Below are 23,005 nucleotides of genomic sequence, written 5' to 3' on the forward strand. Positions count from 1 at the left end.
AAACAAAACGGAGCCTCATCCCTTGCGGGAGAGACTCCGTTTCTATTTGTAGCAATTGTGGTTAGTTTCTGAATTGCAGAACTCCATTCTGGCAATCTACGATAATCGGTTTGCTGCGTTCTACTTCCTGTGCCAACAACTTCTTCGACAAGTCATTCAGCAAGTAACGCTGGATGGCACGTTTTACCGGACGGGCACCGAATTCCGGATCGTAACCGGCTGTTGCCAAAAAGTCGTATGCACTGTCAGTCAGCTGCAAGGTAACACCGTTATCGGCCAACATCCGCTGGATGCCGTTGATTTGCAGACGGACAATCTGATTAATCTGTTCCTTATCCAACGGCAGGAACATGATCGTTTCATCGATACGGTTCAAGAACTCCGGACGGATGGTCTTCTTCAGCATGTTCATCACTTCATTCTTGGTTTCTTCCACGATTGCATCGTGATTAGAGTCTGTCATCTTTTCAAACTGACTCTGGATGTAAGCGCTACCCAAGTTAGACGTCATGATGATGATGGTATTCTTGAAGTTGACCGTACGTCCCTTGTTATCCGTCAACCGGCCGTCGTCCAGTACCTGCAACAAGATGTTGAATACATCCGGGTGCGCCTTCTCGATTTCATCGAAAAGCACTACTGAATACGGTTTCCGTCTGACGGCTTCGGTCAGCTGTCCACCTTCATCGTAACCGACGTATCCCGGAGGGGCACCAATCAGTCGGGAAACGGTATGTTTCTCCTGGTACTCACTCATATCGATACGGGTCATCAATGTTTCATCATCAAACAGGTATTCAGCCAAGGCCTTGGCCAACTCGGTCTTACCGACACCGGTCGTACCCAGGAAGATGAATGAACCGATCGGACGTTTCGGATCCTGCAGACCGGCACGGCTCCGACGTACGGCATCTGCCACAGCCTGAATGGCCTCGTCCTGACCGATGACACGCAGGTGAAGTTCGTCTTCCAGATGAAGCAGCTTGTCACGTTCGCTCTGCAGCATCTTGCTTACCGGAATACCGGTCCAACGTGATACCACATCGGCGATGTCTTCAGCCGTCACTTCCTCCTTAATCATGGCACTGTCGCCCTGTTTCTGTTTCAGGTCGGCCTGGATATCCTTGATTTCGTTCTCCAAAGCCTGCAGTCTGCCGTAACGGATTTCAGCCACCTTGCCATAGTCACCCTCACGTTCAGCCTTGTCGGCTTCAAACTTCAGGTGTTCTATTTCCTGCTTGTTCTGCTGAATCTTGTTCACCAGTTCCTTCTCACTCTGCCATTTGGCCTTGTAGGAAGTTTCCTGTTCCTTCAGTTCGGCAATCTCCTTGTTCAGCTTGTCCAGCTTTTCTTCATCTTTCTCACGCTTGATAGCCTCGCGTTCGATTTCCAACTGTTTCAGCCGTCTTTCGATTTCATCCAGCTCTTCCGGCAAAGAGTCACGTTCCATACGCAGTTTGGCAGCCGCTTCATCCATCAGGTCGATGGCCTTATCCGGCAAGAAACGTTCGGTAATGTAACGGTTACTCAATTCCACAGCCGCGATGATGGCCTCATCCTTGATACGTACCTGATGATGGTTCTCGTACCGTTCCTTCAGACCACGCAGGATAGAGATAGAGCTTAACGTATCCGGTTCGTTGACCATGACCGTCTGGAACCGACGTTCCAATGCCTTATCCTTCTCGAAGTATTTCTGATACTCGTCCAGGGTAGTGGCACCGATACTTCTCAGTTCACCACGGGCCAAAGCCGGTTTCAGGATATTGGCGGCATCCATGGCTCCTTCGCCTTTTCCGGCACCTACCAGGGTGTGGATTTCATCGATGAACAGGATAATGTTTCCGTCCGATTGAGTCACCTCGTTGATGACCGATTTCAGACGTTCCTCGAATTCACCTTTGTATTTGGCTCCGGCTACCAAGGCACCCATATCCAAAGAATACAGCTGCTTGTTCTTCAGATTCTCCGGTACATCGCCCCGAAGGATACGCTGTGCCAGCCCTTCTACAATGGCAGTCTTACCGGTACCCGGCTCACCGATCAGAATCGGATTGTTCTTGGTACGACGGCTCAGAATCTGCAAGACCCGACGGATTTCTTCGTCACGGCCGATAACCGGGTCGAGCTTTCCGTTACGGGCAGCTTCAATCAGGTTGATGGCATACTTGTTCAGTGACTGATAAGTATCTTCACTGGACTGTGAAGTGACCTTCTGTCCCTGACGTAACTCGTTGATGGCAGCATGCAATCCCTTGTCCGTCATACCGGCATCCTTCAGGATGGTAGATACGGTAGATTTCACGTTCAGTAAGGCCAAGAGAATGGCTTCCAGTGAAACATACTCGTCGCCCAGCTCCTTCGAATAATCGACAGCTTTCTGCAAGACCTCATTGGCCTCCCGGCTCAGATACGGTTCACCGCCTGAAACCTTCGGCAACGAAGCGATCTGCTTGTCGAGCACTGTCGCAATCTGTTGTCCGTTCAGGCAGAGCTTCTGGAAGATGAAGTTGGTTACGTTTTCACCGACCTTCAGCACACTTGCCAACAGATGTTCCGGCTCGATAGCCTGTTGTCCCTGGCGTTGTACCAAGTTGACAGCCTCTTGAACCGCTTCCTGCGATTTGATTGTAAAGTTGTTGAAATTCATATAATGTCTCCTTTCTTATTTACGTTTTTAGGGGGAAGCCTGCTTCCCGATTCTCCGTGTTCCGGGGAGAGAAGCAAACTCGACTAATAGTTATCAAATACTTTGCCAGAGTCAAAACAAATTATTTATATGTCTAATTGTCAGTAAGTTATCTTTACCCCATGAAATTTTGTCCGGATAAGGAACAAAATGGCAGTTTACGCGAATCTTTCCTTCTGCGGATGGGTATTCTTACTTTTTCTTTTGGACGGCCAAAAGAAAAAACTAACAAAAAGAAAAACCGCCGCCTCAAAACTAAGGCCGGATTCTTTATCAACTGACCAGGAACTCAAACACAGGTTCCTCAATTAACTCCAATTACCAAACACATGAAACAAAGAACCGACCTTGTAGGGGCGAGGTCTGCTCGCCCGAATACACACAGTCCAGTCAAATTAGTAAACTAGACACTAGATACTACAAATCTGTTTTAACTTTTAATTTTTAACTTTTAATGATTCCAGTATTTGGGGAGGAAAAGTTTAGTTTGTATCTTTACAACCTCAAACAGAATAGATATGGAAAAGAAGATACCTTTCGCTCCCCAAGTGATGCTGATAGACGCATCCTACCTGGACCGGGTCGGCACAGATTTGGCCGCTCATTTTGCTCCCATCGTGAAGCGTGAACTCCCCAAGGCCGATTTGGCAAACTTACTGGAATGTCTGGCACTGGATGCCGGCATGCAACCGGGTAACAACGAAATTCAGGTTATCTTTATCTATGAGCCGAAAGAAGAGGTCATGAAATTCTGTACTCCTTCGCACCTGGAAAAGGAACTCCACAATGTAGGTTTCCAGAGCCAGTTAGGAGAGTTTTCCCTGTACGCTTTCCAGCCCTCGGGAATGGCTACCCGCGAAGACCTGTTCCGCGAGTCACTTATGCTGATGACCGAATCAAAGGACATCCTTAAAGCCGTGCTGGTACCCGATGAGGATGCGTATGGCAGTTCGTTGGAGAAACTGATTCCTTCGATGAAACATCCCTCAGAAGTTACTGTTTTCGGCATGAATCCACCGGAAAAGGAAGAAGTCTACCGTTTTGAACTGCTGGGCTTCTCTATCCTACAGGCACTGGGAGTCCACTCCGAAGAACTTTGATGTTTCCTCCTTCTACCTTATTCTTATTACTGTGTCCGATTTCCGTCTGAAAGCCTTTTACAGCGTAGCCAAGAACCTGAGCTTTACGAAAGCCTCTCAGGAACTCTTTGTGAGCCAGCCCGCCATCACCAAACACATCCGCGAGCTGGAAAGCCTGTACCAAGTACGTCTGTTCAACCGGATGGGCAACAAGATTTCGCTGACAGAGGCGGGTACAGTTCTGCTGGAACATTGCGAACGGATTCTGACCGAATATCGCCGGTTGGAATACGACATGCATCTATTGAACAAGGAGTATGCCGGCGAACTCCGGCTGGGAGCCAGTACGACGATTGCCCAATACGTACTCCCCCCCGTCCTGGCTCGTTTTACCGAGAAATACCCCAAAATTACAGTCTCACTGATCGACACCAACTCACGGAACATTGAAACTGCCCTCCAGCAACATACCATCGATTTGGGTATGGTAGAAGGGGTATTCCGTCTACCGAACCTGAAATACGAACCTTTCCTGTGCGACGAACTGGTTCCGGTAGTAGCCTCCGATTGTCCCATCGGACAGTCGGGTGAAATCTCACTGGAAGAATTCAAGCAAGTACCGCTGGTACTCCGTGAACGTGGCTCCGGCACCCTGGATGCCATCGAACTGGCACTGGCGGAACAACACCTGAAACTTTCGTCGCTGAATGTACGGATGTATCTGGGCAGTACGGAAAGCATCAAATCTTTCCTGCGCTTTAGTCACAGCATGGGTATTGTATCCATTGCTGCCCTATCCAGGGAGTTGAAGGAAGGTAGTTTCCGCATAGTGGACATCGACGGTCTACAGTTCAAACGCCACTTCTGTTTCGTCTCTGCCCAAGGTCAGGAAGCGGAAACGGTGGTCCACTTCATGCGGTTCCTTCAGCAACAGGTGTAATCTTTCTCCCTTCATTTCTCCAGTTCCAAACCACCTTCTGAAAACGAACGTTCGTTTTATTCCAAACATGAGCATGTTTCATCTAAAATGTCTAGACGTTTTAAGTAAAACACGAGCATGTTTTGATGCAAACGTCCAAACGATTTTCTTCTTTCATTTTTCAGCTGTTTTTCGACATTTTTTCATCCGAACGCTTGCGAATTCAAAATCTTGTCGTACCTTTGCAGACGTAAACATCACATCGGGGTATTAGCTCATCTGGCTAGAGCGCGACACTGGCAGTGTCGAGGTGAGCGGTTCGAGTCCGCTATGCTCCACGAAAAACGTCCTTAGATAGCAATTATCCAAGGACGTTTTTTTATATTCATCTATCCAGAAAATTGGAAAAATTATTCCTCCTCATTCTTTATAGCAAGTGATGCTCAGCAAAATACTTCCAGAGCGGAGCCGCCATCAACGACTGCCGAATCTGGTCGTTCACCAGTAACTCGCGGACTTCCTCCCGAGAAAGCAGATGAATGGAAATATCCTCTGTCGCTTCCTGATGCGGGTCAGACAAACGCTCCACACCGGTCGCCACAAAACAATGGGTCAGATTTGTCACTGTACTGGTATTGCTCGAAATGGTCATGTGCGGAGTCCATTCTCCTCCACCGAATCCCGTTTCTTCCAGCAGTTCACGTTTTGCCGCTTCGAGCGGAGTCTCCCCTTTCTCACACACGCCGGCACAGATTTCATAACCTATCCATTGCAACCCGTGACGATACTGACGCTCCATCAGATATTTCCCTTCAGTGGTGATAGCTATCACATTCACCCACTCTGGATATTCCAATACATAGTATTCATCCATCACTACCCCACTCGGTAAACGGACCTTGTCCTTTCGGGCTGTCAACCAAGGACGACGAATGAGGTATTCACTGTTCAATACCTCCCATTTCTTATCTTCATCAGAAAATTCGTTTTTCATACTACTGTTTGATTATTTCTGTTCCAAAATCTTCATCGCTATATCCATGTAACGGATAATATCAGTCGTGAGTTCGCGCACATATACATCCGAACGTTTGTGCCCCAAACGAACCACAATGGCATTCTGGCTGGGGATAGCAATGATATATTGCCCCAACATCCCCCGCATGTACGGATTCACCTGGTCACGGTAATGCATCACCCACGTCTGAAAGCCGTAATAATTCAGGCCGTCTTTTCCCCACTGGTCTTTCAGGTAGGAAGCGGGCGACATGGCTTCCTCCATGTAACGCTCCGATACCAGTTGCCTGCCGTTCCAGTCACCTTTCCGGAGCATCAGCCGGGCAAAACGGGCAGCATCGCGGGCCGTGGTATGGAAACAACAGAACGCTTTCTCGTCTCCCTGTTCCTTATCAAGCAACCAGAAAGCATCCTGTCCGGCCAGCATCGGTTGCCACAACTTCTGCTCGGCATAGTCGCTCAGCGTAGTACCGGTAGCCGCCTCCAGCACAAACGCCAAGAGTTGGGTCTCGCCACTCCGGTAAGAATACTGCACTCCCGGTTCATCCACCACATCCAGGTTCATCACCAGGTCATACAAATCGTTCCCATAATAGCCGTGGGTAGTGACCGAAAAAAGCGAAGCATACGCTTCATCCCAATCCATACCGCCGCTCATGGTCAACAGGTCACGGATGGTCACATCACGTTGTCTGCCTTTCGTGTACGCCGGCAGGTAATCGCACACGTTGTCATCTACACTCCGGATAAGTCCTTCATCGATGGCTACTCCAACCAGTAGACCGACAATGGTCTTAGTACAAGAATACAGGTTAGAAGTCAACGAATCGTCCCATCCCCCGAAGTAGCGCTCATACAAGATGCTGTCATTCCGGATAACCAGAAACGAAACGGTTTTCAGTTCTGCCAGATAAGCCGAGTCCTCCGGTTCCATTCGATACGTATTGTAGCAATCGGATTGATACCAATCCCAACAGGAATCCGGAGCATGAACGGTATGCCGATGGAAAAGCGTCAGGTCATCAATGGTTGGATAGAGATGTATCAATGCCTGACGGGCGTAGTAAGGCAGGCAGCAGAATGTGATTCCTGCCACTGCCAATACAATGACGATTCCGGTTAGTATCCAACGTTTCTGTTTCATTTATCTAAAAGAAAATTCTGATAACTTTTACTTTTTCTTTTGGACGGCCAAAAGAAAAAGATAACAAAAAGAAAAACCGCCGGCTTCCGTTTTGAAGCGGCTACGAAACGTTTCCCGTCGGAAGCGCAGGAACTCGCTTCGCTCAAACAGCCTGCGCTTCTATTCGCCGGGCTCCGCTTCTCCGCTTTATCGCTTCAAAACTAAGGCCGGAAAATTTCACTATAACTGAAATCCTTTACCCAAAATCCTTCAAACAAAGTCTTACCCTTTGAAGAATTTCTTCTTGTAATAAGATTCTGCCGTATAGAGTGCCGCTACCGGATTGTTCCCCGTCACCCGGTCCTTCGTAACCAATGTCGTGACATACGCATCGGAATACTTGTAAAACAAACTGTCATGCCCTACACAAAGCCCAATCACCACATTCAAATCGGTATGTGCCTCGTTCAGCAACCGTGCCTGCAGGATAGGATTGCACATGGCTGCCCCTATCTGCTCACATTTCTGAGGAATGCCCATCGAACTCTTGGCCTGACCGGCCACCTTACAGGTGACAGCATACGCTTCGAAACCGTTCGCCTGAAGAATGCGGGCAAACATACGGGCTTCCCGAATCAATCCGATGCAATTGGCAATTCCTATCCGCTTGGCTTGAATCTTCCGGGCGAACTCCATGATTTCCTGTACCCGTGTCCATTGACAGTATCCTTCAAACTCCACTTCCGCACTGGCTATCATGATTTCACGGTTCCGGCCTTCGTCATAACGTTCCAAAGCCCATGCCCTATCCTCTTCTTTCAAGTGAGTAGTCGGACAAAACTCCGGATAAGTACGCGTCTTGAACTTGCAATTCTGCGTTCCGCAGTCCACACAACTATGTAGTACTTTTTCCATTTCAGTATCTGTTTAAATCACTCCAACAAAAGTACATTTTTTCCAAGAGAATCTCCCTCCTTTTCCGGCAAGGATTCGCCAAATGTATACAAAATCCGAATAACACATCCCGTATTATCAAAGGAATTGCTTACTTTTGCAAATAGATAGAAAATGACAAGCCATGCAAACGAGCGAGCAAACGACACCTGAACTGCCTGATTTATCTCATTCCATGGGAGAGAATCTAGGTGTTGAATTCTTAGAAATGAAGGAAGGATTCGTGAAAGCGACCATGCCTGTAGACCACCGTACCTGCCAACCTTTCGGCATCCTGAATGGCGGAGCATCACTGGCACTGGCAGAAATAGTAGCCGGACATGGTTCCGTTCCGTTGTGTCCTCCTGAACAAATTCCCTGTGGCATCCAGGTAAGTGCCAACCATCTGCGGATGGTCCCTGTAGGAAGTTACGTCACCGCTACCGGTACCCTCATTCACCGGGGACGTACAACACATATCTGGAATGTTGACATCACCGACCCGAACGGGAGACTGGTGTCAACAGCCCGAATCGTCAACCAATTAGTAAAGAAACGCTCATGACTATACCCGAAAAAACGCTTCAAGCACAAATTCATGAACTGACACTGAGCCGTTGCAGTTTTGCCATCTACCGCCTGCCATGGACGGACGAACCGATTCTAGTCATGCAACAGGAAGGAGAAGCACAAACGCTGCAACAACTTACCGAACTGAACGGGAAAAAGGGATTCGTACTGGCACCGTTCCAAGTGACTCCCCAACACCCCATCGTTCTTATCCGACCGGACATTGTGGCCAAAGAATGGCCGGCCATCGGTACAGCCTTGAAAGACTTACCCCAATTCCCGGCTGCCGACAATACCTGTCCATCGGAACCCGTACAGACAGAAACCACTTTGAAGGAACGGTATGAAGCCGCTTTCGACCGTTTCATAACTCCTTTGAAGGAAAAGAAATTCCAGAAACTGGTACTCTCACGCCATTATACGACCGACCTGAAAGAAGATTTCAGACCGCTCGACACCTTCATCCAGGCATGCAACAGCTATCCACGCATGATGATTTCCCTGTGCCATACCCCACAGACCGGGACATGGATAGGAAGTACACCGGAAATTATCCTGAGCGGACAAGAGGAACAATGGCATACCGTAGCGCTGGCAGGTACCATGCCCATGCAAGGCGATGTCATGCCGACCGAATGGAGCCAAAAGAACCAGGAGGAACAAGCATACGTGGGCGACTATATCCGCAAGACCATCAAGAAATTCGGAAGCAAACTCACCGAAAAAGGACCTTATACAGCCCGAGCCGGCCAATTGGTTCACCTGAAAACGGATTTTCATTTCATGCTGAAAGAAACCGGCCACCTGGGAGACATCCTGCATGAACTGCATCCAACTCCCGCAGTATGCGGACTGCCCAAAGAACAAGCCTATGAGTTCATTACAGCCAATGAAGGCGGTGACCGCTGCTACTATTCAGGCATCATCGGTTGGCTGGACCCGACCGGACACACCAGCCTGTATGTAAACCTGCGTTGCATGCACATCACCGGCCATCAAGCTACCCTCTATGCGGGAGGAGGCATTCTGGCCTCATCCACCGCAGATACAGAATGGGAAGAGACTCAACAGAAGATGAATACCATGCGTAACATCCTATCACTTAACTAGAACATGCTGCCTATGTACACAGACAAGAAAAGCATTCTGCAACTAGCTGTGCTCCTGAAAGCACATGGTGTACGGAAAATCGTGCTCTGCCCGGGAAGCCGTGACATTCCGATTATCCAGACACTGGCAAATATCCCTGATTTCACCTGCTACCCCGTCACCGATGAACGGAGCGCAGGATTCTTTGCTATCGGACTGGCTCTCCACGGAGGAAGTCCTGCCGCCGTATGCTGCACCTCGGGTACAGCTTTACTGAACCTGCACCCCGCCGTAGCCGAAGCCTTCTATCAACAAATTCCGCTGGTCGTAATCTCAGCCGACCGTCCGGGAGCCTGGATTGGCCAAATGGACGGACAGACTTTACCACAGCCCGGTGTATTCGGCCCACTGGTAAAGCGTTCCGTCAATCTGCCGGAAGTCGTTACCGAGGAAGACGAGTGGTATTGCAACCGGCTATTGAACGAAGCCCTGTTGGAACTGAATCATCATGGACGAGGCCCAATCCACATCAACGTACCTATCAGCGACCCGTTCTTCAAACTTCCGGTCACGGAACTCCCCGAAGCCCGCGTCATCACCCGTTACCAGGGACTCAGCGTATACGATAAAGACTATCAACCTCTCATCGACCGCTTGAACCGGTATCAGCGCCGCATGGTCATCGTGGGACAAATGAACCTGATTTACCTGTTCGACAAGAAATACACAAAAATGCTGTACAAGCACTTTGCCTGGTTTACCGAGAATATCAGTAACCGGACCATTCCGGGACAGGCTATCCGAAACATCGAACCGTTGCTCTGCTCCATGAACTTCGAAGCTCAGGAAAAGATGCGGCCGGAGCTGGTCATCACCTACGGAGGTCATGTCATCTCCAAACGATTGAAAAACTTCCTGCGCAGACATCCGCCTAAAGAACACTGGCACGTATCGCCCGATGGCGAAGTGATGGATTTATACGGCTCACTGACCACAGTCATCGAAATGGATCCGTTCGAGTTTCTGGAAAAGATTGCCCCGATGATGGAAAACCGTACCCCGGATTATCCACGCCAGTGGGAAGCATTATCGAAAGCAATCCCTCAAGCCGAATTCACCTACTCCGAGATGAGCGCCATCGGTAAAGTAATCCGTAACCTGCCGACTCCTTGTTCCCTGCATCTGGCCAACAGTTCTACGGTACGTTATGCCCAACTGTTTGATGTACCAGAAGAGGTAGAGATTCTTTCAAACCGTGGAACCAACGGCATCGAAGGCTCCCTCTCTACAGCCATCGGTTATGCGGCCGTCTCAGAAAAGCTGAACTTCATCCTGATCGGTGACTTGAGCTTCTTCTATGACATGAATGCACTCTGGAACGCAAACTACGGTTCCAATATCCGTATCCTGCTTTTGAATAACAGTGGAGGAGAAATTTTCCATGCCTTGCCCGGACTGGAACTGCACGAAAACGCCCGCCGTTTCGTCACTGCCACCCATCAGACATCTGCCAAGGCCTGGGCGGAAGACCGCGGATTCGAATACCTGTCGGCTCACAATGAAGGAGAACTGGATACCGCCGTGGCTCATTTCGTACAGCCTTCCATCACTAACCGTCCGATGTTATTCGAAGTATTTACCGACAAGGCACAGGATGTAGAGAAACTGAAAGAATATTATCATAACCTCAAACATTAACGCTTATGGCACAAAGAGAATGGAAAACCATCAAAGAATACCAGGATATTCTGTTTGATTTTTACAACGGAATCGCCAAGATAACCATCAACCGTCCGCGTTACCGCAACGCATTTACCCCTACCACCACTTCCGAAATCAGCGATGCCTTGCTTTATTGCCGGGAGTGTCAGGACATCAATGTCATCGTACTGACCGGAGCCGGCGACAAGGCTTTCTGCTCGGGTGGCGATATGCATGTGAAAGGACATGGAGGCTATGTAGGAACGGACGGTGTACCCAGACTGAATGTACTGGATGTACAGAAACAGATTCGTTCGATTCCGAAGCCGGTCATTGCCATGGTAAACGGTTATGCTATCGGAGGAGGTCATGTACTTCATGTAGTATGCGACCTGACCATCGCTTCTGAAAACGCTATCTTCGGACAGACCGGTCCGCGCGTAGGTAGTTTCGACGCTGGTTTCGGTTCATCTTACCTGGCCCGGATTGTCGGCCAGAAGAAAGCCCGCGAAATCTGGTTCCTCTGCCGTCAGTATTCGGCCCAGGAAGCCCTCGATATGGGTCTGGTGAACAAAGTGGTCCCCTTCGACAAACTGGAAGACGAAGTCGTGGAATGGGCAGAAACCATGATGCAGCACAGCCCGTTGGCACTGCGCATGATTAAAGCGGGACTGAATGCCGAACTGGACGGACAAGCCGGTATCCAGGAATTGGCCGGAGACGCTACCATGCTGTATTACATGACAGAAGAAGCCCAGGAAGGCGGTAAGGCATTTCTGGAGAAACGCAAGCCAGACTGGTCGAAATATCCGAAATTTCCCTAATCGTTGACAGAGGAGCAGAAGAATAACCGTGGCTATCGCAGCCAATTATCCTTCTGCTCCTCCATCATAAAATTCTTCAATTTCGTTTTGAACCCATGCCCGACAAACTGACGAAAGAACAACGGCACTTGTGCATGTCGCACATCCGTGGAAAGAATACACGACCGGAACTGATAGTCCGGAAATATCTCTTCGCCCACGGATTCCGTTTTCGCGTCAATGTCAAGAAATTGCCGGGAACTCCCGACATTGTGCTACGGAAATATCACACGGTCATTTTCGTGAACGGATGCTTCTGGCACGGCCACGAAGGATGCCCCTATTTTGTACTGCCTAAGTCGAATGTCGAATTCTGGAACAACAAGATAACCCGTAACCGGGAAAGGGATTTGAAAAACCGTATCAAACTCCGGGACATGGGATGGCACGTCATCCAATTGTGGGAATGCCAACTGAAACCCAAAGTCCGGGAACAAAACCTGGAAGGACTGGTCTATACACTAAACAAAATGATGCTGTTGAACTATCAGGTGAAGTTATACGATACTGCCCCGGAAACCAGCAAAAATTTACCGGTTGCGGCAGAAGAAACAACGGATTATTCTATCAAGACCTAGCAGAATCGAAAACTACCTGCTCTGCTTCCTTATTCGGTGTGAAACTTTCCTTATTTCACCGTGAAGCATCATCATTCACCACAACTCACTATTTATCAACTTTTTGCATTCGCATGAAAGCGTGAAAGCAACATGCAAAACTTTCTGATAGCGAAACATCTTATCACCCCTTACAGTTCACCTAAACAAAACCATCGTGGTTCCTAAATTGTGAACGATACTTACCCTACACAATTCAGCATCGAATTTAAATTTCATTACAAACGAAAAAAACTTGCGACATATCGGCTATTCTCAGAAAAATGCAGTAGGTTTGCATATCTTTTAATGAATCATTACATATGTATCAAATCGAAATCCTCCCGCGTACCCTGCACTTCAAACAACCGGCAGGAACTTCGCGCGGCATCTATACCACCCGTCAGGTATGGTACCTGAAAGTGACCGACCCACAGAGCGGACGGACAGGAATCGGCGAATGTGCTCCTCTACCCGCATTGAGTTGCGATGACTTGCCTGATTATGAAGCCATCCTGGCAAGCCATTGTCAGGAAGTGGCACAGACCGGCCAGATTAATCTAGACAAACTCCGCCCTTATCCGTCCATGCTTTTCGGATTGGAAACAGCTCTCCGACACCTGAAATCCGGAAGCGTCAGATTGTGGGATACTCCTTTTTCACAAGGGAAAGTTGGGATTCCCATCAACGGATTGATCTGGATGGGAAATTTCGAGGAAATGTATCACCGCATCGAAGAAAAGATGAAGGCCGGCTTCCGCTGCATCAAAGTCAAGATAGGGGCCATCGATTTCCAGAAGGAACTGGAATTGCTCGGTCACATCCGCAACCATTTCTCACCCGAACAAATTGAACTCCGCGTCGATGCCAACGGAGCTTTTGCACCCGAAGAAGCTCTGACCCGACTGGAAGCTCTGCATCAATTCCACCTGCATTCCATCGAACAACCCATCCGTGCCGGACAATGGCAGGAGATGAAACGCCTGTGTAGTGAAACTCCTTTCCCGATAGCCCTTGATGAAGAACTTATCGGAGTAAACGATACCAAACAGAAAATCGAACTGTTGGAAACCATCCGGCCGCAATACATCATTCTCAAGCCTTCGTTGCACGGAGGACTTGCCGGTTCAGCCGAATGGATCCGGCTGGCCGAAGAACGGAATATCGGCTATTGGATTACTTCGGCCCTGGAATCGAACATCGGTCTGAATGCCATAGCCCAATGGTGTGCGACCTTGAATCCGGTACTTCCACAAGGATTGGGTACCGGACTGTTGTTCACAGACAACATCGATTATCCGTTCGCCATTGAAGGAGACTGCCTCCGGTTCCATCCGGAACAGCCCGAACCGGATTTCGAAACCTTTTTAGCAAACGAATGAACAATCATCTATGGAACAGATAACCATCTTGGGAAAAACCTATACTGCGGAAGAAGCCTCTGCTCCCTTTGATGAGAAAAGTAATCAAGCCTGTGGCCTCAGCCGGTTACAACTCGAGTTCCGGGAGAAATATGGGTCAGAAAGCTTTGAAGCTTCTTTAGCCGACTTCCTGGCCGAATGGTTTAATCCACTGCCTGTTCTGAAAGTACAGACCTCCGGCTCTACCGGTACTCCCAAAGAACTGTGGGTAGAAAAAGAACGGATGCGAAACAGTGCCCGACTGACCGTAGCTTTTCTGGGACTTCAAGCCGGTGATAGTGCCCTAATCTGTATGCCCCTGAAATACATCGGCGGAAAAATGGTGATAGTCCGTGCCCTCATAGCCGGACTGAACCTGATACCGGTCACCCCCAGCGGACACCCGATGGCAACTCTGGAGACGGCTCCTGTATTCGCAGCCATGACTCCGATGCAGGTATTCAATTCCATACAAATAGCCACAGAAAAAGAACGGCTGGAACAGATTCAGCATCTGATTATCGGTGGAGGAGCCATCGATAACGAATTGGCACAGGTGTTGAAAAAGTTCCCCAAAGCAGTTTGGAGCACCTACGGAATGACGGAAACCCTGTCACATATTGCCTTGCGCCGACTCAGCGGTCCGGAAGCTTCTGAATGGTATACCCCGTTCAGTCAGGTAAGTCTGAGTCTTTCCGCCGAAGGTACTTTGATTATACAAGCCCCTACCGTCAACCCGGAAACGCTGGTTACAAACGATCTGGTAACATTCAATTCCGAAGGGCAATTCCGTATCATCGGACGCAAAGACAACGTCATCAATACCGGAGGAGTCAAAGTCCAGATAGAACAGGTAGAAACTCTGTTGAAACCACGATTGACGTTCGATATCCAGATAACCGGTGTACCCGACCCCAAATTCGGTGAACGTATCGTCCTGTTGGCTGAAACCGGAGAAAATCTGAATGACAGGCAACGCAACCTACTGGAAGAAGCCTTCAACAGTCTTCCTCCTTATTGGCGCCCTAAAGAAACCATTCCTGTACCGTCGCTGCCGAAGACCGGATCTGGAAAGCCCGACCGGGCTACCGCCCGACGGATAGCACGAACCTACGTCAAGCGCTGATTATTCCCGTTATCATTCTGTCACCTCCCCTTACCTTTATGCAGACACGCACATCGTGCTAAAGGTAAGGGGATATTTTTGTTGTATGGATGCAAACAACTAAAAGTTATTTTTTGTTTATATCATATAACTGAACTAAACATAACGACACTAATCATCCTTTATGACAGAATTTACTTTTCTTCCACCGCTCTTGCTGACTATCGGTGGACTGATTATCGGTGCATTACTGAAATCATTGCTCAGGCACACCCGGATTCCGTATACAGTAGGACTTTTTGCGGTAGGCCTGTTATTAGGGTTAATAAACCGCTACGGATTCTTCGATTTTCTCCCGTCGCTATCGGACGCTGTCCGGTCAGTAGCCGACATCAATCCGGACCTGATTCTTTACCTGTTTCTCCCCATTCTGATATTCGATGCCGCCTATGAACTCAATCTGCACATTTTCAGGAAAACACTGGCCAATGCCACCCTACTGGCTGTTCCAGGTCTGGTAATCTGCATGTTTCTGACTGCCGCTCTGCTGATGGGTATCGGAACGGTATTTCCAGCATATAGCAGTTGGACCTGGACCTGTGCCCTGATGTTCGGAGCGCTTATCAGTGCTACAGACCCAGTCGCAGTTGTCGCTTTACTGCATGAACTGAAAACCAGCAAACGTTTTTCTACCTTGGTAGATGCGGAATCGCTGCTGAATGACGGAACAGGCATCGTCTGTTTCATGCTTTTCTTTGGAGCCCTGACCTCGCCGGAATATCACAACACCTCCCCCCTATTGGAATTTATCAAAGTCATCAGCCTGAGTTCCGTCATCGGATTCATCATGGCCAGACTGGTTATCTGGTTCATCACCCGGGTCAATTCACAGGAGATGATTCAGAACAGCGTCATCATCCTATCGGCTTACGCCACCTTCATTCATGCACAGTATTACCTGGGAGTATCGGGCGTCATTGCACTGGTAGTTTTCGGGCTGACCATTACCTATACCGGAAAACCTCGTTTCAAGCCACAGGTCAACGAGTTCATGGAACAATTCTGGGAGCTCCTTACCTACATCGCCAATACCCTCATATTCATCATTGTAGGAATAGTCATTGCTGAGAAAGTAAATGTAACCTGGAAAACCATCGGTATTCTGATGCTACTTTATCTGGGACTTAACCTTATCCGCTTCGTGATGATTATGCTGCTTTATCCGGTGCTGAAACGTATCGGTTACGGACTGACACGAAGAGAATCGGTCATTCTTACCTGGGGGGGACTCCGTGGAGCTTTGGGTATGGTACTGGCACTTATCGTATCGTATACACCGGAAATTCCTGAAGATATCCGTCACCAGACACTTTTCTTCACAGCCGGTATCGTGACACTGACTCTCACCATCAACGCTACTACCATGCGTTGGCTATTGACCAGACTGGGTCTTGTCCACACCTCTTCCGCCCGGCAACAGCTGGAGTACCGCATTCATCATTCACTATATAAAGAGTTGGAGGCCTACTATCATTCACTGCAGAACCTAAACGCCCTGCAAGGAAGCAACTGGAAGAAAGTACACACCTACCTGATTGATGACGAAGCGGAGCCGGAAAGTCATCCGAAAGAACCGGCTATGGTAACCGAACTGCGCCTACGGGTACTGGACCGCGAAAAAAGTACCTGCAACGCCCTCTATAACGATGGAATCATCTCCGAAAGTGCTTTCCGCAGGCTGATGAATTCATTGGATGAACTCTATGACCACGACGGTTCCTACCCATTGGATGAACGGAATTCCATCTTTCATTTCTGCGAGCAGGTGAATGTGCTTCACCACATGCGCGGATTCACGATTATCCAGCATTGGATAAGTTATTATTTTAAAGAACGTATTACGGTAATTTACGATTTGGGACGAGGATTTATTCTGTTACAACGGACCAACCTGGATTTATTGGACGAAATTTCCCAATCCGGCCTGGTTTCAGAAAAACAGACTGCTGTATTCTATATCCTGCGGAAAGAAATACATCACAATATCCAGCGGATGGAAGAATTTCTGGAACAGCTCGCAACAGATTTTCCACGGGCATACCGACACGCTTTGACCTTAAAAGCCATCCGAATGGTGTTGAGCCATGAAAAAATAACCGTACAGAATATGGCCGACAACGGCATTCTGACAGAGAAAGAGGCAGAAAGCCTGATACAAAATATCACGGACCGTGCGGATGAAGTCAACTCGTTCAGCCACACTATTCCTGCCTCTATCCTGCGCTGGATGTTCTTTTTCCACAAGCGGAAAGAGTGGTTATAAGGCACAAGTACCGTCTCCTCCATAGTCTGAACTGATATCTCCCTCATACTCCGGATGCCGTTTCAGCCAAGTCACGGCATACGAACAGGTAGCTATCGGTTTCAGCCCATGACAGGCGGCATAATCATAGGCTGTCTTTACCAGGGCAGAAGCAATGCCCCGACCTCCGATTTCTTCGGGTACAATGGTATGACGGATGTCCAGTCCACCGTCGTGGATGTCATAAGCCACATAGGCTGTATACCCGTCTACCTCTACCCGAAACTTTTTCTTTGCTTCATCATGCTGTATGTCCATAATCATTCATTTTATTAGATAGGTTATCCGGAAGCAAGATAAGAATTTTTTCAATGATTACTTTCATTTCTTCAAGTAAAATGTATGAGATATGCACAAATTAAAAAAGAGATATCGCCCAATCCCTTTAAGGACACAAATATCTATCAGCTGAAGAATTACCGATGCATCTTATCTATTAAATTTACTCATAGACAATCAAAATTCAATATTAATTGTAGTATTTTCTCTGAATATTTCTTAAATTCGCAAAAACAGATTACTACATTTCATGCTGATATTCTACAAGCCCATACGATTGACCATGGGACTGTTATTCTCAGGAATATCATTCTCTTCCTGTACTACAGTCTCTTCTTCCGAACAACAGGCAACGGAAGTCCTACAGACTATCCGCTTTCAGGAAGGCGATATCGTATTCCGTGAAGGAAGAGGATGGGAAAGTCGGATTATCCAGATGATGAACCCGCATGGTAAATATACCCATGCAGGTATTGTAACAGACAGCGGAAGTACATGGATGGTCATTCATGCTGTACCAAACGAACCTGATTATGAAGGAGATGTCGACCGGGTAAAAATGGAACCTGTCACAGCATTCTTTGACCAATCAAGAGCGATACACGGTGAGGTAAAACGGATAGACGATACCGACAAAGCCCAAAAGGCTGCAAGTGTCGCATTCCGGCTCTATCGGCAACACACTCCGTTCGACCATGCCTACGATGATACCGACTCTACCCGTATGTATTGCACAGAACTGGTAGACTTCGCTTTCAGAAAAGCAGGAATCAACCTCACTGACAAGCAGGACAGAAGAAATGGATTTACCGGATTCACAGGAAATTACCTGTTTCCTTCAGACTTATGTGAAAGTCCGTATCTGACAAGTATCTTCAAGTTTTAATTCCTTTAATAATAACCCTAAAAACAAAAGACTATGAAAAAACTCGCAGGATTTATTACCATGTTGTTAGGAGCCCTGTTTATGGCAGCCTGTTCATCATCCAGTCCTTCGGATGTAGCCAAGAAAGCCTATGGCTATATTCAAGACGAAAATTATGAAGATTTTGTTGATTTGCTGTATATTGCTCCAGGAGAAGATGCTGAAAAAGCAAAGCAGGATAAAGAAAGCCTGGTACTGTTGATGGCAGGTTTAAGCAAACAAAACTCTGAGAAAAAAGACAAGGTGAAAAGTTACGAAGTCATCTCGGAAGAGATTGATGAAAATGGTGAAAAAGCCGTCGTTACAATGAAAGTGGTATACGAAGACGGAAAAGAAAAAGAAGAGACAACTAATCTGCAAAAAGACGAAGACGGAAATTGGAAGATAAAGCTAAGCAAATGATTATCAATCCAGAAGCAGTACATCTTCACACATAGAATAAGGAAAGAGCCATATCGGGCATTATGACGATATGGCTCTTTTATCGTTGTAAAGGGATATGGCAGAATCAGACGAAAGGAATGATAATTTCTGTTCCTTCTTCCCATCCGGCAGTTTCTACACCTACGGTCAAGCCTGTAAGTGTCTTATTCACATTAAAAATACAATATGCTCCCGGTGTAAATTTCTTCAGGGATTCACTGGCACTTAGAGGAAGTTCCGTCACCAGCTCCTCTCCGTCACTCATAGTTAATTTGATGACCAAAGGTGTATGACTGAAATCATCAGTCGGCAAAACAGGTAAATAAGCCTTATGCATCTCACCGGACGGCAAAGGAAATCCGTTTCCTACAAACCCCAATAAAACCGAAGAAACAGGATCGCCTGTTACAGCAACCGATTCCTGAGTCTGTGGATTAAAGGAAGCTGTCGCATAAAAAACCGGAGTTCCATCCATTGTGGCCAACTGAATATTTCTGACACAATATTCCTGATCCGTAAGATTCGTCATCTTAAAGATAACCAGACTTGTAAGATGTCTGAACATGACTCCGGTTAGCTGCGAAGAACATTCATCTCTTTCCACCGGAGCGGTGTACATGGCTCTATATGCTCCCAAATGCCGGGAATCATCCAAATCTGCCTGCTGAATGGTTCCATCTATAGGGACACACAAGTGGACATACCCCTCCTTATCAAAATCCAATGAAGGATATATCCCATAGTAATAATAAGGGTCAACCTTATCGCCTTCGTATTCAAAGACAGCTGAACCGATAGAAGATTCCCCCTGCAATACAAACTCACACGGAACGACATTGTCGGCATCCGTTCCAATCATCATTTTTATCTTGTCGGACTTATCCCATCTGACAGGCAAACGGCTACCGACTTCTATCTGATTTTCATCAACTGAAGCCCTAGTCTCAGAGTCAGAAACCGCCATGGTCATTTTCCATTTTTCTGTATCAGGATTTGTATTCTCAATATATTCATCAGAAGAACTTTGGCATGAAACCAAAGCCAACATACCCATAATTCCCCAAAAGAAAACTTTTTTCATCTTTTCACAAAATACTTTATCATCCAATTAATTTACCATTCACCTCCAAAATTATCACCTACAGTATCAAAAGGATTCATTTCATTATAAGTAGATGCACACAACATCCCCTCCATATCCATTTCTATGCATTCACATACTGGAGCTACATAAATTTCTTTTTTGTCAGTCAATTCAACGTTATTTTTCATAAAATCAATTGTTTCAACATAGATTTTCTATCTTTCTCAGTACCGTCAACGACAAAACAACCCATTTTAGATATTTGTTTGCGGATACAAACAAAAAAATCACCGAGACTTGATTTTCATGATTTAAATCAAGCCACGATGATTTTTTATGACACAGATGATTTTAAAAAAGATACAAACCGCTTCATTCATCCGGCCTGTACTCCAGGATATCGCCCGGCTGACAGTCGAGTTCCTTACAGATGGCTCCCAAGGTAGAAAAGCGTATCGCCTTGGCTTTTCCTGTTTTCAGGATGGAAAGGTTAGCCGGTGTAAGGTCAATCCTCTCAGCAAGCTCTCCCAGCGAAATCTTCCGTTTCGCCATCATCACATCTAGATTTACGATAATCGGCATAATGATTCAGTTTAGTTTTAGTTTTCGTTTTCTTTCTTATTTTCTTCCCACACATTCCACCAGCAGGTATAACGCCTGATCAGCAGATGATGCAGATACATTCCACCATAAATCATCCCCATCATAACCAGTATCCGGTTAAAGCTTGTCTCTATCTGCGGCTCGACAAACAGCCAGTAGATGATGGTCAACAGCATCAAAGTAAGCATCGTGGTCAGGATAATACCGACTGCCGCCTTCCATTTAGCACATCGTTTCATAGCTTTCATTCTTACATCCAAATTTAAATAGTCAGATCATTTTCTTCCTTCAATCTCAAGCCAAGAGCAAACACCTCCGCTGCCAATAAGGCAATAAATCCTAAGATAAAGGTTGGATCGGAAAACGCCAACAGAAGATTAAATTCCGTCCCTTTCAATGCAACTACCTGAGAAAGCTGATAATTGGTTATCCATACACTGACGAAAGCACAAAAGAAAATGGCTATCAGTCCCCATCCTATCCGACGAAGATATTTCACATTGGTCCAATCAAACACAATGTTCCGGTTAATCTGAACAATCAGTTTACAGAAATAGACGGTTGTATAAATGAATCCCACGATAACTACCAAGGCAGCCATAGCTTCCCACAGTGCAGCAGCAGAACTTGTCGGCATAGATGGACATTCTACCAAAGAGACCAACGGTTTAATAGCCAACTGGCTTCCATCCTTCAGGTTAGTGACCGTACCGGTAACCTCCGTCAAATCGGTAGGCATCGTATGTATCTGTTTATAGGCAGGAAGAACGGGCATTTCACCGCCTTCCTCAGCAGCCTTCATGCCTATCTCAAATCCATTGATAAATATCCGGACTATCATCTGGACATTTCCGGAAACGGAAAGTAGAAAGGCCGCAATGACACACAGGCACAATAAATTCAATTTCTTTTTCATACGAACAAGGAGTTAGAGGTTAGACTTATCCTGTTGATTCTCCACCGCCTCAGCCTCATGCCACACTGCCGGTTGAGTAACCAGCTTCTTCTGGAACAGGTAGACACAGAGTACAGTGACTACAGCTCCTGCCACCGCCATCCAGGCAGCGCCTTGCGGACCGTATTCAGAAACCATGGTGGCCTCCGGATTGTCGGTAATCAGAAAACCGAGCACCGCTGTACCGTTATTGACAAAGTGCATCAGGATACCAGGAAGCAGACTGCCGGTACGGTAATACATCCATCCCAATGCCAGTCCGATAACGAAGGCGAAAGGAGCCTGCACCCAGTTTCCGTGTACGAGCCCGAAAACCAGTGACGAAAAGACGATGGCGCCTGCCGGATGCTTCCATTTACGGAGCAGATATCCCTCGATGGCTCCGCGGAACAGAAGCTCTTCTACAATCGGTGCCATGATGACAATGGCAATGATTCCCAACGGATGACGCATCATCATTTCAAAAGTTTCCTGCATACTGTTGGGCAAATCGGCCAGTTCACTCAAATAATTGGTCCATAAACCCAAGGCCAGAATAAAAACGACTGAAGCAATCAGCACTTTCGGTGAACTGCAATAACTCCAGGTCTTCCGGTCGAGCGGTACATACTTCCCGACCAGCAGATGGATACCCATAGCTGCCGTAGAAAGCACCTGTGCCAACAGAATGAGTGAAGTATACGTACTGTCAGGTGTCTGCGGCACTTCGAAAACACCCTTGTGAATCATATATCCACAAATGAATACTCCCATGAAAGCCAACTGGTAGGCAAAGAAATACAATAATAGTTTAATGGTGCGTCCCATAATCGTTTACATGTTTAATGGTTAGAATAACTGGTTATCTGTCATCTCCTGGAGTGTTGAAGTTGTATGCCACGTCAGCAACGTATGGTCACTGCCGATGCAATAGATACTCTGCCGACGGTTCCGTCCGAAACTGCGACGTGTCTCATCCCATTCGGCATAATCCATGATGTGGAGAGAATCTTCCGAAGTCATTGTCAGCAGATAAGCGGGTTTCCATGTCCGGCTATCCATCTGCCACCGGTATGCCTTTTTCCCGGTCATGTTTCCCAAACTGTCATACTGATATTCATATTTCCATTTGGGAGTCAGCGTTTTGCCGTCTTCGTTCAAGGTCGATACCGTCAAAGTATCCTGGTTTTCTCCGTAAACGAATGTTTCTTTTGCATTTGCACTTGCGGCTGTCAATGTCATCAATGCGGCAGCGATACCTGCCACGAATGTTCTTGTAAGGAATGTCTTTTTCATAAGGCTTTGTGTTTG

The 23,005-nt window shown here is 47.2% G+C and carries 24 protein-coding genes and 1 tRNA gene; 13 read left to right on the forward strand and 12 right to left on the reverse strand.

All coding sequences use genetic code 11. The features are described 5' to 3' along the window. Positions 1–61: 61 nt before the first annotated feature. Positions 62–2,650: an ATP-dependent chaperone ClpB gene (gene clpB / locus C510_RS0106700; RefSeq protein WP_018710572.1), complete on the reverse strand. Its 2,589-nt coding sequence runs from the start codon at positions 2,648–2,650 to the stop codon at positions 62–64. A 557-nt stretch (positions 2,651–3,207) separates the two neighbouring features. Between clpB and C510_RS0106710 the strand changes: the two genes are divergently transcribed. The 3 genes from C510_RS0106710 (at position 3,208) to C510_RS0106720 (ending at position 5,025) form a co-directional block, all read left to right on the forward strand. Beyond that, the gene (locus C510_RS0106710) at positions 3,208–3,789 is read left to right on the forward strand and encodes a DUF6621 family protein (RefSeq protein ID WP_018710574.1); all 582 of its coding nucleotides are present in this window, start codon (positions 3,208–3,210) and stop codon (positions 3,787–3,789) included. Between the two features lie 31 nt (positions 3,790–3,820). Continuing rightward, the gene (locus C510_RS0106715) at positions 3,821–4,708 is read left to right on the forward strand and encodes a LysR substrate-binding domain-containing protein (protein ID WP_018710575.1); all 888 of its coding nucleotides are present in this window, start codon (positions 3,821–3,823) and stop codon (positions 4,706–4,708) included. A 243-nt stretch (positions 4,709–4,951) separates the two neighbouring features. Beyond that, positions 4,952–5,025 (forward strand) — tRNA-Ala (locus C510_RS0106720). 89 nt (positions 5,026–5,114) lie between these two features. Here C510_RS0106720 and C510_RS0106725 read toward each other — a convergent pair. From C510_RS0106725 to C510_RS0106740, 3 genes are all read right to left on the reverse strand, one after another. Beyond that, positions 5,115–5,681, reverse strand: a complete 567-nt coding sequence (locus tag C510_RS0106725; RefSeq protein ID WP_018710576.1) for an NUDIX hydrolase — start codon at positions 5,679–5,681, stop codon at positions 5,115–5,117. Positions 5,682–5,693: 12 nt separating this feature from the next. Next, positions 5,694–6,848 (reverse strand): serine hydrolase domain-containing protein, encoded by a 1,155-nt coding sequence (locus C510_RS0106730; protein ID WP_018710577.1) that lies wholly within the window; start codon positions 6,846–6,848, stop codon positions 5,694–5,696. Between the two features lie 261 nt (positions 6,849–7,109). Further along, positions 7,110–7,742, reverse strand: a complete 633-nt coding sequence (locus tag C510_RS0106740; RefSeq protein ID WP_022339940.1) for a DUF1847 domain-containing protein — start codon at positions 7,740–7,742, stop codon at positions 7,110–7,112. 163 nt (positions 7,743–7,905) lie between these two features. Here C510_RS0106740 and C510_RS0106745 point away from each other — a divergent pair, with 163 nt between their 5' ends. From C510_RS0106745 to C510_RS0106780, 8 genes are all read left to right on the forward strand, one after another. After that, on the forward strand, positions 7,906–8,325 hold the full coding sequence (locus tag C510_RS0106745; protein ID WP_022339941.1) for a PaaI family thioesterase: 420 nt from the start codon (positions 7,906–7,908) through the stop codon (positions 8,323–8,325). Continuing rightward, a complete protein-coding gene (locus tag C510_RS0106750; RefSeq protein WP_018710581.1) occupies positions 8,322–9,440 on the forward strand; it encodes an isochorismate synthase in 1,119 nt (372 codons plus the stop codon). The genes C510_RS0106745 and C510_RS0106750 overlap by 4 nt, the downstream gene beginning before the upstream one ends. Positions 9,441–9,452: 12 nt before the next feature. Beyond that, the gene (gene menD / locus C510_RS0106755) at positions 9,453–11,117 is read left to right on the forward strand and encodes a 2-succinyl-5-enolpyruvyl-6-hydroxy-3-cyclohexene-1-carboxylic-acid synthase (RefSeq protein WP_026320133.1); all 1,665 of its coding nucleotides are present in this window, start codon (positions 9,453–9,455) and stop codon (positions 11,115–11,117) included. Positions 11,118–11,122: 5 nt separating this feature from the next. Further along, a complete protein-coding gene (menB, locus tag C510_RS0106760; RefSeq protein ID WP_018710583.1) occupies positions 11,123–11,944 on the forward strand; it encodes a 1,4-dihydroxy-2-naphthoyl-CoA synthase in 822 nt (273 codons plus the stop codon). 95 nt (positions 11,945–12,039) lie between these two features. Further along, positions 12,040–12,561 (forward strand): very short patch repair endonuclease, encoded by a 522-nt coding sequence (locus C510_RS16220; RefSeq protein WP_040366103.1) that lies wholly within the window; start codon positions 12,040–12,042, stop codon positions 12,559–12,561. A 341-nt stretch (positions 12,562–12,902) separates the two neighbouring features. Beyond that, positions 12,903–13,961, forward strand: coding sequence for an o-succinylbenzoate synthase (menC, locus tag C510_RS0106770; RefSeq protein WP_018710585.1), 1,059 nt, complete (start codon positions 12,903–12,905; stop codon positions 13,959–13,961). A 10-nt stretch (positions 13,962–13,971) separates the two neighbouring features. Then, positions 13,972–15,105, forward strand: a complete 1,134-nt coding sequence (locus C510_RS16225) for an AMP-binding protein (RefSeq protein WP_018710586.1) — start codon at positions 13,972–13,974, stop codon at positions 15,103–15,105. Positions 15,106–15,268: 163 nt separating this feature from the next. Then, positions 15,269–17,407, forward strand: coding sequence for a cation:proton antiporter (locus C510_RS0106780; protein WP_018710587.1), 2,139 nt, complete (start codon positions 15,269–15,271; stop codon positions 17,405–17,407). Here the strand turns inward: C510_RS0106780 and C510_RS0106785 are convergent. Continuing rightward, positions 17,402–17,704, reverse strand: coding sequence for a GNAT family N-acetyltransferase (locus C510_RS0106785; RefSeq protein ID WP_018710588.1), 303 nt, complete (start codon positions 17,702–17,704; stop codon positions 17,402–17,404). The genes C510_RS0106780 and C510_RS0106785 overlap by 6 nt on opposite strands. A 304-nt stretch (positions 17,705–18,008) precedes the next feature. Here C510_RS0106785 and C510_RS0106790 point away from each other — a divergent pair, with 304 nt between their 5' ends. Beyond that, entirely contained in the window at positions 18,009–18,611 is a 603-nt protein-coding gene (locus C510_RS0106790; protein WP_162160989.1) for a YiiX/YebB-like N1pC/P60 family cysteine hydrolase, read from the forward strand. Between the two features lie 33 nt (positions 18,612–18,644). Beyond that, complete coding sequence (locus C510_RS0106795; RefSeq protein ID WP_022339944.1) at positions 18,645–19,052, forward strand: DUF4878 domain-containing protein; 408 nt, start codon at positions 18,645–18,647, stop codon at positions 19,050–19,052. Positions 19,053–19,158: 106 nt separating this feature from the next. On the opposite strand, the gene C510_RS0106800 is transcribed toward C510_RS0106795, so the two are convergent. From C510_RS0106800 to C510_RS0106830, 7 genes are all read right to left on the reverse strand, one after another. Then, on the reverse strand, positions 19,159–20,154 hold the full coding sequence (locus tag C510_RS0106800; RefSeq protein ID WP_025892708.1) for a fimbrillin family protein: 996 nt from the start codon (positions 20,152–20,154) through the stop codon (positions 19,159–19,161). Positions 20,155–20,186: 32 nt separating this feature from the next. Further along, positions 20,187–20,345, reverse strand: coding sequence for a hypothetical protein (locus C510_RS17320; RefSeq protein ID WP_018710592.1), 159 nt, complete (start codon positions 20,343–20,345; stop codon positions 20,187–20,189). Between the two features lie 184 nt (positions 20,346–20,529). Then, positions 20,530–20,739 (reverse strand): helix-turn-helix domain-containing protein, encoded by a 210-nt coding sequence (locus tag C510_RS0106810; protein WP_018710593.1) that lies wholly within the window; start codon positions 20,737–20,739, stop codon positions 20,530–20,532. Between the two features lie 17 nt (positions 20,740–20,756). Beyond that, positions 20,757–21,008 carry a hypothetical protein gene (locus C510_RS0106815; protein ID WP_018710594.1) on the reverse strand — a complete coding sequence of 84 codons (252 nt, stop codon included), beginning with the start codon at positions 21,006–21,008 and terminating at the stop codon, positions 20,757–20,759. Between the two features lie 14 nt (positions 21,009–21,022). After that, positions 21,023–21,676, reverse strand: coding sequence for a DUF2975 domain-containing protein (locus C510_RS0106820; RefSeq protein ID WP_018710595.1), 654 nt, complete (start codon positions 21,674–21,676; stop codon positions 21,023–21,025). 12 nt (positions 21,677–21,688) lie between these two features. Beyond that, entirely contained in the window at positions 21,689–22,522 is an 834-nt protein-coding gene (locus tag C510_RS16230) for a CPBP family intramembrane glutamic endopeptidase (protein WP_018710596.1), read from the reverse strand. 21 nt (positions 22,523–22,543) lie between these two features. After that, positions 22,544–22,990, reverse strand: a complete 447-nt coding sequence (locus C510_RS0106830) for a DUF3836 domain-containing protein (RefSeq protein ID WP_018710597.1) — start codon at positions 22,988–22,990, stop codon at positions 22,544–22,546. Positions 22,991–23,005: the final 15 nt, after the last annotated feature.

It is taken from the genome of Phocaeicola barnesiae DSM 18169 = JCM 13652 (assembly GCF_000374585.1).
Lineage (GTDB): Bacteria > Bacteroidota > Bacteroidia > Bacteroidales > Bacteroidaceae > Phocaeicola > Phocaeicola barnesiae.